Source organism: Pseudomonas sp. KH_040 (genome assembly GCF_057839305.1).
The window spans coordinates 5,556,155-5,572,419 of record NZ_CM174487.1 but is presented as its reverse complement, the minus strand read 5'-3'; the positions used below and the strand labels follow the sequence as shown (position 1 = coordinate 5,572,419).

Annotated in this window: 11 protein-coding genes; 7 read left to right on the top strand and 4 right to left on the bottom strand. The window is 58.8% G+C overall.

The window, feature by feature from the left end:
* Positions 1–43: 43 nt before the first annotated feature.
* Positions 44–5,626, bottom strand: a complete 5,583-nt coding sequence (locus AC3IUF_RS24725) for a matrixin family metalloprotease (RefSeq protein WP_489279564.1) — start codon at positions 5,624–5,626, stop codon at positions 44–46.
* 202 nt (positions 5,627–5,828) lie between these two features.
* Between AC3IUF_RS24725 and AC3IUF_RS24720 the strand changes: the two genes are divergently transcribed.
* From AC3IUF_RS24720 to AC3IUF_RS24710, 3 genes are all read left to right on the top strand, one after another.
* Positions 5,829–6,473: an MBL fold metallo-hydrolase gene (locus AC3IUF_RS24720; protein ID WP_007917060.1), complete on the top strand. Its 645-nt coding sequence runs from the start codon at positions 5,829–5,831 to the stop codon at positions 6,471–6,473.
* 117 nt (positions 6,474–6,590) lie between these two features.
* Positions 6,591–7,328 (top strand): YiaD family glycine zipper/OmpA-like lipoprotein, encoded by a 738-nt coding sequence (locus AC3IUF_RS24715; RefSeq protein ID WP_007917058.1) that lies wholly within the window; start codon positions 6,591–6,593, stop codon positions 7,326–7,328.
* A gap of 289 nt (positions 7,329–7,617) precedes the next feature.
* Positions 7,618–8,553 carry an IS110 family transposase gene (locus tag AC3IUF_RS24710; RefSeq protein ID WP_123376408.1) on the top strand — a complete coding sequence of 312 codons (936 nt, stop codon included), beginning with the start codon at positions 7,618–7,620 and terminating at the stop codon, positions 8,551–8,553.
* Between the two features lie 197 nt (positions 8,554–8,750).
* On the opposite strand, the gene AC3IUF_RS24705 is transcribed toward AC3IUF_RS24710, so the two are convergent.
* Positions 8,751–9,185, bottom strand: a complete 435-nt coding sequence (locus AC3IUF_RS24705; RefSeq protein ID WP_007917055.1) for a Z-ring associated ZapG family protein — start codon at positions 9,183–9,185, stop codon at positions 8,751–8,753.
* A gap of 144 nt (positions 9,186–9,329) precedes the next feature.
* Here AC3IUF_RS24705 and AC3IUF_RS24700 point away from each other — a divergent pair, with 144 nt between their 5' ends.
* The 3 genes from AC3IUF_RS24700 (at position 9,330) to zapE (ending at position 12,524) form a co-directional block, all read left to right on the top strand.
* Complete coding sequence (locus tag AC3IUF_RS24700; protein WP_038361122.1) at positions 9,330–9,959, top strand: alpha/beta hydrolase; 630 nt, start codon at positions 9,330–9,332, stop codon at positions 9,957–9,959.
* Between the two features lie 24 nt (positions 9,960–9,983).
* Positions 9,984–11,339, top strand: a complete 1,356-nt coding sequence (locus AC3IUF_RS24695) for a tryptophan--tRNA ligase (RefSeq protein WP_007917052.1) — start codon at positions 9,984–9,986, stop codon at positions 11,337–11,339.
* Positions 11,340–11,429: 90 nt separating this feature from the next.
* Positions 11,430–12,524: a cell division protein ZapE gene (zapE, locus tag AC3IUF_RS24690; protein WP_034156483.1), complete on the top strand. Its 1,095-nt coding sequence runs from the start codon at positions 11,430–11,432 to the stop codon at positions 12,522–12,524.
* A 133-nt stretch (positions 12,525–12,657) separates the two neighbouring features.
* Here zapE and AC3IUF_RS24685 read toward each other — a convergent pair whose 3' ends face one another.
* Entirely contained in the window at positions 12,658–13,554 is an 897-nt protein-coding gene (locus tag AC3IUF_RS24685; RefSeq protein ID WP_171057287.1) for a GlxA family transcriptional regulator, read from the bottom strand.
* Positions 13,555–13,804: 250 nt separating this feature from the next.
* Here AC3IUF_RS24685 and AC3IUF_RS24680 point away from each other — a divergent pair, with 250 nt between their 5' ends.
* On the top strand, positions 13,805–14,941 hold the full coding sequence (locus AC3IUF_RS24680; RefSeq protein ID WP_095112414.1) for an acyl-CoA dehydrogenase family protein: 1,137 nt from the start codon (positions 13,805–13,807) through the stop codon (positions 14,939–14,941).
* 156 nt (positions 14,942–15,097) lie between these two features.
* Here the strand turns inward: AC3IUF_RS24680 and AC3IUF_RS24675 are convergent, their stop codons facing one another.
* Complete coding sequence (locus AC3IUF_RS24675) at positions 15,098–16,138, bottom strand: NADP(H)-dependent aldo-keto reductase (RefSeq protein WP_007917033.1); 1,041 nt, start codon at positions 16,136–16,138, stop codon at positions 15,098–15,100.
* Positions 16,139–16,265 lie beyond the last annotated feature (127 nt).

Genomic DNA, 16,265 nt, shown 5'->3' with positions numbered 1-16,265 from the left:
TGTTTTCATTTTCCAGCTTCGAATGTTTCAGGCAGCTAAGGGATCAGACGATGACGTCGTTCGCACTGAGCGAGTTGACGCCCACCACTTGCACTTCGAAGTGCCCCCCCGCGTCTGCGCTCAGGTTGCCCGACAGGACGTTATCTGCAAAACGCAGTTGCCCCAGCCCGGTGAATTCATTGGAGCCAATGAACGTCAAGTGTTGGTAGCCGAGGGTCATCGGGTCAATGTCGAATTTGGAGAAATCGATTTTGTCACCTTCCAGAGCGTTGAAATCGGCAATGACGTTCTGCGAGGAGCTTGTTCCGAATTCCTTTCCGAGATTGATCATGTTAGTGATGGCAAAGGTGTCAGCCCCGGTACCGCCCGTCAACGTGCTATGTCCCCACCCACCGTACAGTGTGTCGTTTCCTTCCCCACCGAACAGTTTGTCGGTTCCGCCATTGCCGCCGAGTACGTTGTTGCCGGCGTTACCCGTCAGAATGTTATCGAGGTTGTTGCCCCACATTGTCAGGTCTGCGCTGCCGAGCAGGGTGCCGTCCTCGACGTAATCCGAAAGGTTGTAGTCGACCGAAGTGCGGATCAGGTCGTGACCGCCATTCTGGAACTCGAAGATGAGGTCATTGACGTTATCCACAATAAAGATATCGTCGCCGCCCTCGCCAATCATGCGATCAGCGCCGAGACCGCCCGACAGGATGTTGTTGCCATCGTTGCCGTGCAAGACGTTTTCCAGGGCATTACCTGTCAGATTCAGGTTGGCACTGCCAATCATCTGACCATCTTCGACGTTGTCCGCCAGTGTGTAGTCGATGCTGGTGTTGACGGTATCAATCCCCTCATCCGCGAGTTCAACGATAACGTCGTTGATGTTATCCACGTTGTAGACGTCATGCCCGGCTCCACCAATCATGGTGTCTGCGCCTAGCCCGCCATCGATGTAGTTGGTGGCGGAGTTGCCTGTGATGGTGTTGTCCAGCGCATTGCCGGTGAGTGCACCCCACGTGTCGCCAAACATCGTCAAGTCTTCGACATTGGCGCCGAGGGTGTAGCTGATACTGGTTCTGACCAGATCATGCCCTTCGCCGATCTGCTCGATCACGACATCGTTGATGTTATCCACAACGTAGGTGTCGTTGCCGGCGCCACCGATCATGGTGTCGGCTCCCATGCCGCCGTCGAGAATGTTGTTGCCGATGTTGCCGGTGATACGGTTGTTGACCGCGTTGCCGGTGCCGTTGAGGTTGGCGCTGCCGATCAGGATCAGGTTTTCGACGTTGGCGCCGAGGGTGTAGTCGATGCTCGCGAACACGCGGTCGAGTGCGGTCAGCGAGGCGTCGGTTTCGGTCACCACATCACCGACGTTGTCGACGTAGTAGGTATCAACGCCGTCGCCACCGATCATGGTGTCGGCGCCGAGGCCGCCGTCGAGGGTGTCGTCACCGGCACCGCCGCTGAGGGTGTTGTTCATGGCGTTGCCGGTGAGCACGTTGTTCAGGCTGTTGCCGGTGCCGTTGATGGCGTTGCCGGTCAGCACCAGATTTTCCAGGTTGGCGCCCAGTGTCCAGTCAACCGACGCGCGGACGGTGTCGATTTCGTTCGCCAGGGTGCTGGTCTCGGTGATGATGTCGCCAGCGTTGTCGACGACATAAGTGTCGTTGCCCAAGCCGCCAATCAGCGTGTCGATGCCGGCGCCGCCGTCGAGAATGTTGTCACCGGCGTTACCGGTCATACGGTTGCTGACCGCGTTGCCGGTGCCGTTGAGGTTGCCATTGCCGGTGAGGATCAGGTTTTCGACGTTGGCGCCGAGGGTGTAGTCGATGGAGGCGAACACGCGGTCGAGCGCGGTCAGCGAGGCATCGGTTTCGATGACCACGTCGCCGACGTTGTCAACGTAGTAGGTGTCGACACCGTCGCCGCCGATCATGGTGTCGGCGCCGAGGCCGCCATCGAGGGTGTTGGCCGCCGCGTTGCCGGTCAGCGTGTTGTTCAGCGCGTTACCGGTGCCGTTGACGGCGTTGCCGGTGAGCACGAGGTTTTCCAGGTTGGCGCCGAGTGTCCAGTCCAGCGAAGAACGCACGGTGTCGATTTCGGTGATCAGGGTGCTGGTTTCATTCACGGTGTCGCCGATGTTGTCGACGATGTAAGTGTCGTTGCCCAAGCCGCCGATCAGCGTGTCGGCACCCAGGCCGCCGTCAAGAATGTTATCGCCGTCGTTGCCGGTGATGCGGTTGCTGACCGCGCTGCCGGTACCGTTGAGGTTGGCCGTGCCGGTCAGGATCAGGTTTTCGACGTTGGCGCCGAGGGTGTAGTCGATGGACGCGAACACGCGGTCGAGTGCGGTCAGCGAGGCATCGGTTTCGATCACTACATCGCCGACGTTGTCGACGTAGTAGGTATCGACGCCATCACCGCCGATCATGGTGTCGGCACCTGCGCCGCCATTGAGGGTGTTGGCCAGGGCGTTGCCGGTGATGCGGTTATCCCGCTCATTGCCGGTGCCGTTGACGGCGTTGCCGATCAGGATCAGGTTCTCGACGTTGGCGCCGAGGGTGTAGTCGATGGAGGCGAACACGCGGTCGAGCGCGGTCAGCGAGGCATCGGCTTCGATGACCACGTCGCCGACGTTGTCGACGTAGTAGGTGTCGACACCGTCGCCGCCGATCATGGTGTCGGCGCCGAGGCCGCCATCGAGGGTGTTGGCCGCTGCGTTGCCGGTCAGCGTGTTGTTCAGCGCGTTACCGGTGCCGTTGACGGCGTTGCCGGTGAGCACGAGGTTTTCCAGGTTGGCGCCGAGTGTCCAGTCCAGCGAAGAACGCACGGTGTCGATTTCGGTGATCAGGGTGCTGGTTTCATTCACGGTGTCGCCGATGTTGTCGACGATGTAAGTGTCGTTGCCCAAGCCACCGATCAGCGTGTCGGCACCCAGGCCGCCGTCAAGAATGTTATCGCCGTCGTTGCCGGTGATGCGGTTGCTGACCGCGCTGCCGGTGCCATTGAGGTTGGCCGTGCCGGTCAGGATCAGGTTTTCGACGTTGGCGCCGAGGGTGTAGTCGATGGACGCGAACACGCGGTCGAGTGCGGTCAGCGAGGCATCGGTTTCGATCACTACATCGCCGACGTTGTCGACGTAGTAGGTATCGACGCCATCACCGCCGATCATGGTGTCGGCACCTGCGCCGCCATTGAGGGTGTTGGCCAGGGCGTTGCCGGTGATGCGGTTATCCCGCTCATTGCCGGTGCCGTTGACGGCGTTGCCGATCAGGATCAGGTTCTCGACGTTGGCGCCGAGGGTGTAGTCGATGGAGGCGAACACGCGGTCGAGCGCGGTCAGCGAGGCATCGGCTTCGATGACCACGTCACCGACGTTGTCGACGTAGTAGGTGTCGACACCGTCGCCGCCGATCATGGTGTCGGCGCCGAGGCCGCCATCGAGGGTGTTGGCCGCTGCGTTGCCGGTCAGCGTGTTGTTCAGCGCGTTACCGGTGCCGTTGACGGCGTTGCCGGTGAGCACGAGGTTTTCCAGGTTGGCGCCGAGTGTCCAGTCAACCGATGCACGGACGGTGTCGATCTCGTTCGCCAGGGTGCTGGTTTCGGTGACGGTGTCGCCGATGTTGTCGACGATATAGGTGTCATTGCCCAGACCACCGATCAGCGTGTCGGCGCCGAGGCCGCCGTCAAGAATGTTATCGCCGTCGTTGCCGGTGATGCGGTTGCTGACCGCGCTGCCGGTGCCGTTGAGGTTGGCCGTGCCGGTCAGGATCAGGTTTTCGACGTTGGCGCCGAGGGTGTAGTCGATGGACGAGAACACGCGGTCGAGTGCGGTCAGCGAGGCATCGGTTTCGATCACTACATCGCCGACGTTGTCGACGTAGTAGGTGTCGACGCCATCACCACCGATCATGGTGTCGGCACCTGCGCCGCCATTGAGGGTGTTGGCTGCAGCGTTACCGGTCAGAGTGTTGTCCAGCGCGTTACCGGTGCCGTTGATCGCATCGCCGGTGAGCACGAGGTTTTCCAGGTTGGCGCCCAGGGTCCAGTCCACCGACGCGCGCACGGTGTCGATTTCGCTGGCCAGCGTGCTGCTTTCAGTCACCGTGTCGCCGATGTTGTCGACGATATAAGTGTCATTGCCCAAGCCGCCATTCAGGACGTCGGCACCCGCGCCGCCATCGAGGATGTTGTTGCCCGAATTACCATTGATGTAGTTAACGCCGCTGTTGCCGGTGCCGTTGAGATTGGCGGTACCGGAAAGCGAGAGGGCTTCTATGTTGGCGCTCAAGGTGAAGTCGACCGACGACCAGACACTGTCGATCTCGCCGGCCAGGGTGCTGGTTTCCACGATGGTGTCGCCGACGTTATCGACGATATAGGTGTCGTTGCCGAGGCCGCCAATCAATGTGTCAGCGCCTGTGCGGCCATCAAGGATGTTATTGCCATCGTTACCGGTGATGCGGTTATTGACCGAGTTGCCGGTACCGTTGAGGTTGCCAGTGCCGGTCAGGATCAGGTTTTCGACGTTGTTGCCGAGGGTGTAATCGATGGACGCGAATACGCGGTCAAGGGCGGTCAGCGAGGCATCGGTTTCGATGACCACATCACCGACGTTGTCGACGTAGTACGTGTCGACGCCATCGCCACCGGACATGGTGTCGGCACCTGCGCCGCCATCAAGCGTGTTGTTCAGCGCGTTACCGGTGAGGATGTCGTTGAACGCAGAACCGATGGCGTTCTCGATCTTCGCCCCGTAGGCAATCGCCAGGCCGTCATTGATCGCGGTCTGGTTGTTGTAATCGATGAACGCCTTGCCGATCTGGCTGTAAGCGCCTTCATTGAGGTTGATGCTGACGGCTGCGAGCTGGTTGCTGCCATCGATGGTGTCGTTGCCGCCGCCATCCCAGATGGTCTCGAAAATCGACTGGTTGGCTGCCCACTTGTAAACAGTGTCACCGGCCTGCCACGCCATGTTGGCGCCATACAGGCTCTGGATCGCGATGATGTCCAGCACCATTGGCGTGGTTGGCTGGTAGGAATAATTGCTGTTGTAGCTCATCACCGTGAAGTGAACATCATCGAGCGTCGGGTCGAGCAGGGTCTTGTTGGTCGAGCTGGCGTCGAACGGGTGCTTGAGTCCTAGCGCATGGCCGATTTCATGCACGAACGTCATGTAGTCGTAGGTGCCTTTGCCCGGGTTCGGATCATTGGTCTGCGGACCGATCCAGACATCGCCGGCGACTGGCGTATTGGCCGGGAAGTAAGCCCACGCAGCGGTCTTGTCGTCCATCAAGCGATAGCCGCCAAAACGCATGTCGCCGACGTTGAAAAGGGTGTCGGTGGTCAGCGTGAAGTTGAGGTTGGCGACGGCACTCCAGGCGCCCAGCGCGCTGGTGATTGCGGTTTTTTGCCCGGCCGTGAGCTCATACAGTGCGTTGTATTCGTTGTCGGGGCTGTAATCGGTCACGAAATACGAAGTGACCGGTGCCATGAAGCTATAGCTCAGGTTGGTCGGCCCAGTCGGACTCCAGTTGGCTCCCAGCCAATAGGTGCCGGAGATGAGGCTGTCGACGAGGGCATTGCCCGTCAGCGTGGAGGGCAAACTGATCGAATACGTCTTGGGCGTTGGCATAGGATTTCCTGAGAGCTATGCGACCCTTCCTGAATGCGGCCGCTACAAAAAAAACGCGATTTTGCACCAGAATTTATACATTTGACATCATAGGGCCACTATTTTCTGATTAGTGGCGTCAAATTACTGGCCTGGCATTCTGTATCGGCGCGTGCAGTAGAATCCTGAAAAAATGCTGTCCGCCGTCTGTCGAGGATTTTTCATGTCAGTTGTAACGCCTTCTCTCATCCGCGAAACCTTCCCCGTCGGCCCTTTGCAGTGCAACTGCACGATCATTGGCGACCCGTTGACCAAGAAAGCCATCGTCGTCGACCCCGGCGGCAACCCTGATCTGATCATGGCGCGCCTTGATGCGCTGGGCCTGAAAGTCGTCAGCATCATTCACACCCACGCGCATCTGGATCACTTTCTCGCTTCCGGGCAAATGAAGGAAAAAACCGGCGCGACCCTGCACCTGCACAAGGAAGATCAATTCCTGTGGGACAACCTGGAAATGCAATGCCAGATGTTCGGTGTGCCGTATGTGCCCGTGCCGTCACCGGATCGCTGGCTGAGCGACGACGAAGAGCTGGCCTGCGGCTGCGGCGTGGCGCTGCATACGCCAGGTCATACACCCGGTTCCATGAGCTTTTGGTTTTCCGAGGCTAAGCTGTTGATTGCCGGCGACACGTTGTTTCGTCGCGGCGTAGGGCGTACGGATTTGTGGGGCGGCGATCAGGCGACCATCGTGCGTTCGATCAAGCAGCGGCTATATACCTTGGACGAGGACGCAATCGTGGTGACCGGACATGGGCCGGATACGCGTCTGGGGGACGAGATGCGCGAAAACCCGTTTGTGCGCGCCTAAATATTTTGTCACGAGTGCCCGGCGGAATTTTTGTGCATTGTCATGATCAAACGCCCGCGCAGGTCCATTAACCCAGTGGCCGCTGCACCACAGAATGCGAAAAACCAGGAGCTCTCCATGTTCACCAAGCGTCGTTTGATTATTGTCGCTACTGCCGTGGCCTTGCTGTCCGGCTGTGCCTCGCCTAACCCGTATGACAATCAGGGCCAGGCTGACGGTGGCTCGCAAGGCATGAGCAAAACCGCCAAGTACGGTGGCCTCGGTGCTCTGGCCGGTGCGCTCGCCGGTGCCGCCATCGACCACAACAACCGCGGCAAAGGTGCCCTGATCGGTGCGGCTGTGGTGGGTGCCTCCGCAGCCGGTTACGGTTACTACGCCGACCAGCAGGAAAAGAAACTGCGCGCGAGTATGGCCAACACCGGTGTTGAAGTGCAGCGTCAGGGCGATCAGATCAAGCTGATCATGCCGGGCAATATCACCTTCGCTACCGACTCGGCGAACATCGCTTCCAGCTTCTACCAGCCGCTGAACAACCTGGCCAACTCGTTGAAAGAATTCAACCAGAACCAGATCGAAATTGTTGGCTACACCGACAGCACCGGCAGCCGCCAGCACAACATGGACCTGTCGCAGCGTCGTGCGCAGAGCGTGGCGACCTATCTGACCTCGCAAGGTGTCAGCGGTGCCAACCTCTCGGCCCGTGGCGCCGGTCCGGATAACCCGATTGCCAGCAACGGTGACGTCAATGGCCGGGCGCAGAACCGTCGGGTTGAAGTCAACCTGAAGGCGATCCCGGGTCAGCAGTATGGTGGTCAGCAGCAACAGCAGCCGGGTACGGTTCAGCAGTATCCGTAAGCGCTAGCCTGAATGAAAAAATGCCCGGTCCAGTGATCGGGCATTTTTTTGTCTGGCCTGTTATGGCCTCATCGCGAGCAGGCTCACTTGTATGTTTAGACTTGAAGGGGTGGGCGGGACTAAAAGCTCGATTCCGACTCTTGCCAGTACGGACCGTGGGAGACTTCTCGTCCCGCCCCTTCTACCCAAAGCGCCGATAAGGAATTCATCGGTAAAACCGACGATAGAGGCAAGCCAGCGCAAGGGTAAACCCCAACAAGCCCTTAAACCCTAGCTCCGAGGATTCGTCATGACAATCCTTACTTCGCAGGCGGTGGTTGGCGTCGATATTGCCAAAGCTGAAATCGTTGTCTATCGCGCCGACCAGCAAACGACTGACCACATCAAGAACGAGCGAACAGCGCTCAAACGCTGGCTTAAAACATTGCCCGCCCAAAGCGCTATTGCCGTTGAAGCCACCAACATCTACCACCTGGACACGGTCGAGCTGGCTCATGAAATGGGCCATCAGGTCTACGTGGTGGATGCTTATCGGGTGAGTCACTATCGCCGCGGCGTTGGCCAGCGAGCCAAGAACGATCCCTGCGATGCGCGCTTGCTGGCGCGTTACTTGACGAGTGAACAAGACGGACTGCGGATCTGGAGCCCGCCCCCCAAGGCCTACACCTCGCTGAAAAGCCTGCTCCATAGGCGTGCAACGCTGATCCAGAACCACACCGGTCTGATGCTGAGCTGGGCCAATGAACCCTTGCTGAAAAAAGTGCGGATCGCCCAGCAAAAAGCCTTCAAGCAAGCGGATCAGGCCATTCAGAAACTGCTGCGCAAGGTCAGCAAAGAGGCGGGTATCGAAGAGAATATCGACCGCTGCAAGGCCATCGAAGGCGTAGGCGAACTGACCGCAACCGGCTTGGCAACGACTTTCATACGCGGTGATTTTGCCAATGGTGACGCGTTCATCGCGTATCTGGGGATGGACCTTACGGTCGATGACTCCGGGAAGAAGAACGGTGCCCGGCACCTGACCAAAAAAGGGGATCCGGAAATTCGTCGATTGGCTTACAACGCGGCCATGGCGGCCTGTCGCTCGGCTAAATGGAAACCGTTTTACGAGGCATACCTGGCCAGAGGTTTCTCGAAAACTCAGGCCTTGGTCGCCTTGGCTCGCAAGCTCTGTCGGGTAGCATTCGCTCTGATGAAAAATCAGAGCGAATACCTGTCAGTCTGAGAATTTAGGGTTGCCGGGCAACATAGAATCTCCCACAGGAATTGATGATGTACACAAAAGTTGTGTTCCACACCTAACCCTGTGGGAGCGAGCTTGCTCGCGAAGGGGGCATAACAAACAGGCACAAATCATCGGATACAAAAAAGCCCCCGGACACATCGCTGTCCGGGGGCTTTTTGTTTGTCAGCGAAGGCTGATTACTTCTTCAAACCATAATGCTCATCGAGCATGCCCGGTGAGTTCGGGGTCTTCGGTGCGTAATCACGTGGCGGCTCCTGATCGCGCGGTGGCGTCAGGCGTTCACGTGGTGCGACTGCCGCGTCAGCGTGCAGGGCGGCGATCAGGCGCTGGCGGGTCTGCTCGTCCAGGGCCAGACGATTGGCGCCCTCGGCGAGATGATCCTGCACTTCCTGATAGCTCTGGGTCAGCTTCTTGACCAGCATCGCGGTGCTGTTGAAGTGGGTGACCACCTCGTTTTGATAACTGTCGAAACGCTCCTGGATATCATCCAGTTGACGCTGCGTACGGCTCGGCGCGGCGTTCGGCGCAACGCGCGCGATCAGGAATCCAATGGCGACACCCACAACCAGGGCAAGAGTCGGTAACAACCAAACTAAGAGCGAGTGTTCCACGAGTCCTTCCTCTATAAACGGCTTTGCTTTACGTTAACGGCTCGAACCTGCGCTGTATACCGCGATTCACTCGCAATAGATTGGCACAGACAATTTGCTAGACGAGTCGACCTGATTCGAGGTCACGGAGTTCCTTCCTTGCTGATGCGTGAAACCCCTGTAGTGATTGACGGCCCGGTGGGTCAACTTGAGTCTCTGTATCTGGATAACGAGCAGCCAATCGGCATCGCGCTGATCTGCCATCCGAACCCGGTGCAGGGCGGCACCATGCTCAACAAGGTCGTCTCGACCCTGCAGCGCACCGCGCGCGATGCGGGCCTGATCACCTTGCGCTTCAACTATCGTGGCGTCGGTGCCAGCGAAGGTTCGCACGACATGGGCACCGGCGAGGTCGACGATGCTCAGGCTGCCGCTGCATGGCTGCGAGAAAAACACCCGGATCTGCCGCTGACCCTGTTCGGTTTTTCCTTCGGCGGATTTGTTGCAGCAAGTCTCGGCGGTCGTCTCGAAGCCCAAGGCGTGCAGCTCAAGCACCTGTTCATGGTCGCGCCGGCAGTGATGCGTCTGGGCGAGCAGGATCAACTGCCGCAGCAGGGTGAACTCACGGTGATCCAGCCGGAAACCGACGAAGTCATCGATCCGCAACTGGTTTACGACTGGTCGGAAAAACTCCAGCGCCCCCATGAGCTGCTGAAAGTGGCAGAATGCGGACACTTTTTTCATGGCAAGCTGACCGATCTCAAGGATCTGATCCTGCCGCGTCTCTCGAATTGATTGCAGTCTGACAAGCGATTACCCATGACGAACCGTACCCGTATCCTCACCGGCATCACCACCACCGGCACGCCGCACCTGGGCAACTACGCCGGCGCCATCCGCCCGGCGATCCTCGCCAGCCGCGACAGCAATGCCGATTCGTTCTACTTCCTGGCCGACTACCACGCCCTGATCAAATGCGATGACCCGCTGCGCATCCAGCGCTCGCGTCTGGAAATCGCCGCGACCTGGCTGGCCGGTGGCCTCGATGTCGACCGCGTGACTTTCTACCGCCAGTCCGACATCCCGGAAATCCCTGAGCTGACCTGGCTGCTGACCTGCGTGGCCGCCAAGGGCCTGCTCAACCGTGCGCACGCTTACAAGGCGTCGGTGGACAAGAACATCGAAACCGGTGAAGACCCGGACGCCGGCATCACCATGGGCCTCTACAGCTATCCGGTACTGATGGCGGCGGACATCCTGATGTTCAATGCGCACAAAGTACCGGTCGGTCGTGACCAGATCCAGCACGTGGAAATGGCCCGCGACATCGGTCAGCGCTTCAACCACCTGTTCGGTCAGGGCAAAGAATTCTTCACCATGCCTGAAGCGCTGATCGAAGAAAGCGTGGCGACGTTGCCGGGCCTCGACGGTCGCAAGATGTCGAAGAGCTACGACAACACCATCCCGTTGTTCTCCAGCGCCAAAGAGATGAAGGACGCGATCTCCCGCATCGTCACCGACTCCAAAGCGCCAGGCGAAGCCAAGGATCCTGACAACTCGCACCTGTTCACCCTGTTCCAGGCCTTCGCCACGCCAGCGCAGGCTGACGAATTCCGCAGCGAATTGCTCGGCGGTCTGGGTTGGGGCGAGGCGAAGAACCGTCTGTTCCAGTTGCTCGACAACGATCTCGGCGACGCGCGCGACAAATATCACCAGTTGATCGAGCGCCCGGCGGATCTGGAAGACATCCTGCAGATCGGCGCCAAGAAAGCCCGTGCCGTGGCAACGCCGTTCCTCAACGAACTGCGCGAAGCCGTTGGCCTGCGTTCCTTCGTCAATCAGGTTCAGGTTGCCGCGACGACCAAGAAGAAAGCCGCAAAAGCCGCACGCTTCGTCAGCTTCCGTGAAGACGACGGCAGCTTCCGTTTCCGTCTGCTGGCGGCCGATGGCGAGCAACTGCTGCTGTCGCGCAACTTCGCCGATGGTAAAACCGCCGGGCAGGTGACCAAGGAGCTGCAAGCCGGTCTCAATCTGGAGGTGCGTAAAGAAGACCTGAACTTCAGTGTGTGGCTGCATGGCGAGTGCGTTGGCGACAGCCCGGCATTCGCCGACGCTGCGGCGCGGGACGCGGCCATCGAGGCTTTGCGCGTCGCGCTGACCCCGGTTCAGGACTAATCGGCGGCACGGTCCGACCAAGGGCCGATTGCCATTCCCACGGGCCGTCGCTACAGTGACGGCCCGTTTTTGTTGCCTTGCTAACGAATTATGACGCCCCTAGAACGATACCAAGCTGATCTGAAACGCCCGGACTTCTTCCATGACGCCGCGCAGGAAACTGCTGTGCGTCATCTGCAGCGTCTGTACGAGGATCTGATCGCCGCCGATCAGAACAAACCGGGTCTGCTGAGCAAACTGTTCGGCAAAAAAGATCAGACGCCGGTCAAGGGCCTGTATTTCTGGGGCGGCGTAGGTCGCGGCAAAACTTATCTGGTCGACACCTTCTTCGAAGCGCTGCCGTTCAAGGAAAAGACCCGCACCCACTTTCACCGCTTCATGAAGCGTGTGCACGAAGAGATGAAAACCCTCGGCGGCGAGAAAAACCCGCTGACCATCATCGCCAAGCGCTTCGCGACCGAGTCGCGGGTGATCTGTTTCGATGAATTCTTCGTCTCCGACATCACCGACGCGATGATCCTCGGCACGCTGATGGAAGAGTTGTTCAAGAATGGCGTGACCCTGGTCGCGACCTCGAACATCGTGCCGGACGGTCTGTACAAGGACGGCCTGCAACGCGCGCGTTTCTTGCCAGCCATCGCCCTGATCAAGCAGAACACCGAGATCGTCAACGTCGACAGCGGTGTCGACTACCGTCTGCGTCACCTCGAACAAGCGGAACTGTTCCACTATCCGCTCGACGAAGCCGCTCACGAAAGCCTGCGCAAGAGCTTCAAGGCTCTGACGCCAGAGTGCACCGCAGCGGTCGAGAACGACGTGTTGATGATCGAAAACCGCGAGATCCGTGCGCTGCGCACGTGTGACGACGTGGCCTGGTTCGACTTCCGCGAACTGTGCGACGGCCCACGTAGCCAGAACGACTACATCGAACTGGGCAAGATTTTCCACGCCGTGCTGCTCAGCGGTGTCGAGCAGATGAGCGTCACCACCGACGACATCGCCCGTCGTTTCATCAACATGGTCGACGAGTTCTACGACCGCAACGTCAAGCTGATCATTTCCGCTGAAGTCGAGCTGAAGGATCTGTACACCGGCGGCCGCTTGAATTTCGAATTCCAGCGCACGCTGAGCCGTCTGCTGGAGATGCAATCGCACGAATTCCTGTCGCGGGCGCACAAGCCTTAAACAGAATCGGCAAAGAAAAAGGGCCTGCAATTGCAGGCCCTTTTTTATGCGCTGAAGAAACTCGAATGCACTGCGATCCCTGTGGGAGCTGGCAAGCCAGCTCCCACAGGTTTTGTATTTGCTTCGGGGGGGGCTACGCCGCCTGCTGAAACTGCTGCCGATACTGGTTCGGCGACAGTTCAGTGTGCTGACGGAACAGCCGCGCAAAGAAGCTCGCGTCGTCGTAACCGACTTCATAACTGATGGTTTTGATGCTCTTGCGGCTCCCGGACAACAAACCCTTGGCGGTCTCGATACGCAGCCGTTGCAAGTAATGCAGTGGCTTGTCACCGGTGGCCGTCTGGAAGCGTCGCATGAAATTGCGGATGCTCATGCCATGCTCGCGGGCCACGTCTTCGAAGCGGAACTTGTCGGCGAAATGCTCTTCGAGCCAATGCTGAATCTGCAGGATGATTACGTCCTGATGCAGTTTCTGCCCGCCAAAACCGATGCGTCCCGGCGCATAGCTGCGCTGCACCTCATAGAGAATGTCGCGGGCCACGGCTTGCGCGACGTTGGCCCCGCAAAAGCGCTCGATCAAGTAAATGTAGAGATCGCAGGCTGAGGTGGTGCCGCCGGCGCAGTACAGGTTGTCGGCGTCGGTCAGGTGCTTGTCCTGATTGAGGTAGACCTTGGGAAACCGCTCGGCGAAGGCATTGAAGAAGCGCCAGTAGGTGGTCGCTTCCTTGCCGTTGAGCAGACCGGCCTCGGCCAGCCAGAACACCCCGGTGGCTTCGCCGCACAATACGGCGCCGCGCGAGTGTTGTTCGCGCAGCCATGGCAGGACTTGTGGATAACGGCTGCACAGCGTATCGAAATCGTCCCAGAACGCCGGGAGGATAATGACATCGGCGTTTTCCAGGCCACCGTCGACCGGCATCACGACGTCACTGAAGCTGTTCACCGGTTTGCCGTCGGGGCTGACCAGGCGTGTTTCAAACGCCGGTGTCAGGCCGTGGCCCAGTTGTTTGCCATAACGCAGGCTGGCCAGATGGAAGAAATCCTTGGCTTGCATGAGAGTGGAAGCGAAAACCCGGTCGATTGCCAGGATGCTGACGCGCCGCAAGGGCGTGGAGACTTGCTTGGACATAATTCAACTTTTGTTTTGTTTTTATAAGGGAAAGTGGTCACCAGACGGCTGGATCGTCTTATTTTTTGTCGGATGTGTCCAGTGTCCTGTGTCAGAGGGGAGGCTTAGTCTCTGAAGGTCATCTCCCTCCAACAACAAAGAAAGGTGCCGCATGATCCCCAGAACCTTGTTTAGCCCCGAGCACGAATTGTTTCGCGACAGCGTCCGCACCTTCCTCGAAAAAGAGGCCGTGCCGTTTCATGCGCAATGGGAGAAGCAAGGCTATATCGACCGCAAACTCTGGAACAAGGCAGGGGAGGCGGGGATGCTCTGCTCGCACCTGCCGGAAGAGTATGGCGGGCTGGGAGCGGACTTTCTTTACAGCGCGGTGGTGATCGAGGAGGTCGGTCGACTGGGCCTGACCGGCATCGGTTTCTCGCTGCATTCGGACATTGTCGCGCCGTACATCCTGCATTACGGCAGCGAGGCGCTGAAGCACAAATACCTGCCGAAACTGGTTTCGGGCGAGATGGTCACTGCTATCGCGATGACCGAGCCGGGGGCGGGTTCCGATCTGCAAGGTGTGAAGACCACCGCTGTGCTTGACGGTGATGAATATGTAATCAACGGTTCGAAAACCTTTATCACCAACGGCTTTCTGGCGGACTTGGTGATCGTAGTCGCGAAGACCGATCCGAAGGCCGGCGCCAAGGGCACCAGCCTGTTTCTGGTGGAGGCGAATACGCCGGGCTTCGACAAGGGCAAGCGCCTGGAGAAGGTCGGCATGAAGGCGCAGGACACCTCGGAATTGTTCTTTCAGGATGTGCGCGTGCCGAAGGAAAACCTGCTGGGGCAGGCTGGGGCAGGGTTTGCTTATCTGATGCAGGAGTTGCCGCAAGAGCGTCTGACGGTAGCGATTGGTGGCCTGGCTTCAGCTGAAGCGGCGTTGCAATGGACGCTTGATTACACCCGTGATCGCAAGGCCTTTGGCAAGGCGATTGCCGACTTCCAGAACACCCGCTTCAAGCTGGCGGAGATGGCGACTGAAATCCAGATCGGTCGAGTGTTCGTCGATAAATGTCTGGAGCTGCATCTGCAAGGCAAGCTGGATGTGCCGACAGCGGCGATGGCCAAATACTGGGGCACCGATCTGCAATGCAAGGTACTCGACGAATGCGTGCAGTTGCATGGCGGCTACGGTTTCATGTGGGAATACCCGGTAGCCCGGGCGTGGGCGGATGCGCGGGTGCAACGGATTTATGCCGGCACCAATGAAATCATGAAGGAGATCATTGCGCGTTCGCTTTGATGATCGTTCCCACGCTCTGCGTGGGAATGCCGCCGGGGACGCTCCGCGTTCCGCTTTGGTGATGATCTGATCGGCCTCTTCGCGAGCAGGCTCGCTCCCACAGGGGATCTCCGTGCCTGTGGGAGCGAGCCTGCTCGCGAAGCTTTTAGCGTTCAATCAAGGCGCAGGATTCGGATGATCCTTGTGAATCGCTTCGATCCCTGCCAGCACTTCGTCGGAAAGCTTCAGATCAAAACTGGCAATGTTGCTGTCCAGTTGCTCAAGCGTCGTCGCACCAATGATGTTGCTGGTGACGAACGGTTGCTGCGTGACAAACGCCAGCGCCATCTGCGCAGGATCCAGACCGTGTTCACGGGCCAGCGCCACATAGCGGCTGCACGCTGCTTCCGACTGCGCGTTGAAATAGCGGCTGAAGCGACTGTAGAGGCTCAGACGACCTTTCGGCGGCCGGGCGCCACCTTCGTACTTGCCTGACAGAAAACCAAACGCCAGCGGCGAATAGGCCAGCAGACCGCATTGCTCGCGAATGGCGATTTCTGCCAGACCGACTTCAAAGCTGCGGTTGAGCAGGTTGTACGGGTTTTGGATCGACACCGCACGCGGCCAGCCACGGGCCTCAGCCAATGCCAGAAAACGCATGGTGCCCCACGGCGTTTCGTTGGACAGGCCGATGTGGCGGATCTTGCCGGCCTTCACCTGTTCGTCGAGCGCTTCGAGGGTGTCTTCGAGCGGCGTCAGGTTGGCTTCGATCTTGTGTTTGTAGCCCAGCTGTCCGAAAAAGTTGGTGCTGCGTTCCGGCCAGTGCAATTGGTACAGGTCGATGTAATCGGTCTGCAGGCGCTCGAGGCTGGCGTCCACCGCTGCGGTGATGTGCTGGCGGTTGTGGCGCAGGTTTTTGTCGCGGATGTAGTCAATGGTGTTGCCCGGGCCGGCGATCTTGCTGGCGAGAATCCAGTCGGCGCGATCACCGCGACTTTTGAAGTAATTGCCGATGTAGCGCTCGGTGGTGGCGTAGGTTTCGGCTTTCGGCGGCACCGGATACATCTCGGCGGTGTCGATGAAATTGATCCCGGCTTCCTTGGCCCTTTCGATCTGCGCGAAGGCTTCAGCTTCAGTGTTTTGCTCGCCCCAGGTCATGGTGCCGAGGCAGATTGCACTCACGTTCAGGTCGGTACGGCCTAGCTGGCGATAGTCCATCGGGTGCTCCTTGGGCAAAACAATCATAAAAGCAGGTTGAAATATTTTTCGCAATCTGCATAATTGCCGACCTCTTTCTGCAGTGGAAGTGATGCGCCGCCGCCGAAGAATCTTGCCGTTGAACGGA

Excerpts from the sequence above, each read along its gene's own strand:
- AC3IUF_RS24725 (WP_489279564.1), bottom strand. The coding sequence starts at position 5,626 with ATGCCAACGCCCAAGACGTATTCGATCAGTTTGCCCTCCACGCTGACG.
- AC3IUF_RS24720 (WP_007917060.1), top strand. The coding sequence starts at position 5,829 with ATGTCAGTTGTAACGCCTTCTCTCATCCGCGAAACCTTCCCCGTCGGC.
- AC3IUF_RS24715 (WP_007917058.1), top strand. The coding sequence starts at position 6,591 with ATGTTCACCAAGCGTCGTTTGATTATTGTCGCTACTGCCGTGGCCTTG.
- AC3IUF_RS24710 (WP_123376408.1), top strand. The coding sequence starts at position 7,618 with ATGACAATCCTTACTTCGCAGGCGGTGGTTGGCGTCGATATTGCCAAA.
- AC3IUF_RS24700 (WP_038361122.1), top strand. The coding sequence starts at position 9,330 with ATGCGTGAAACCCCTGTAGTGATTGACGGCCCGGTGGGTCAACTTGAG.
- AC3IUF_RS24695 (WP_007917052.1), top strand. The coding sequence starts at position 9,984 with ATGACGAACCGTACCCGTATCCTCACCGGCATCACCACCACCGGCACG.
- zapE (WP_034156483.1), top strand. The coding sequence starts at position 11,430 with ATGACGCCCCTAGAACGATACCAAGCTGATCTGAAACGCCCGGACTTC.
- AC3IUF_RS24680 (WP_095112414.1), top strand. The coding sequence starts at position 13,805 with ATGATCCCCAGAACCTTGTTTAGCCCCGAGCACGAATTGTTTCGCGAC.
- AC3IUF_RS24675 (WP_007917033.1), bottom strand. The coding sequence starts at position 16,138 with ATGGACTATCGCCAGCTAGGCCGTACCGACCTGAACGTGAGTGCAATC.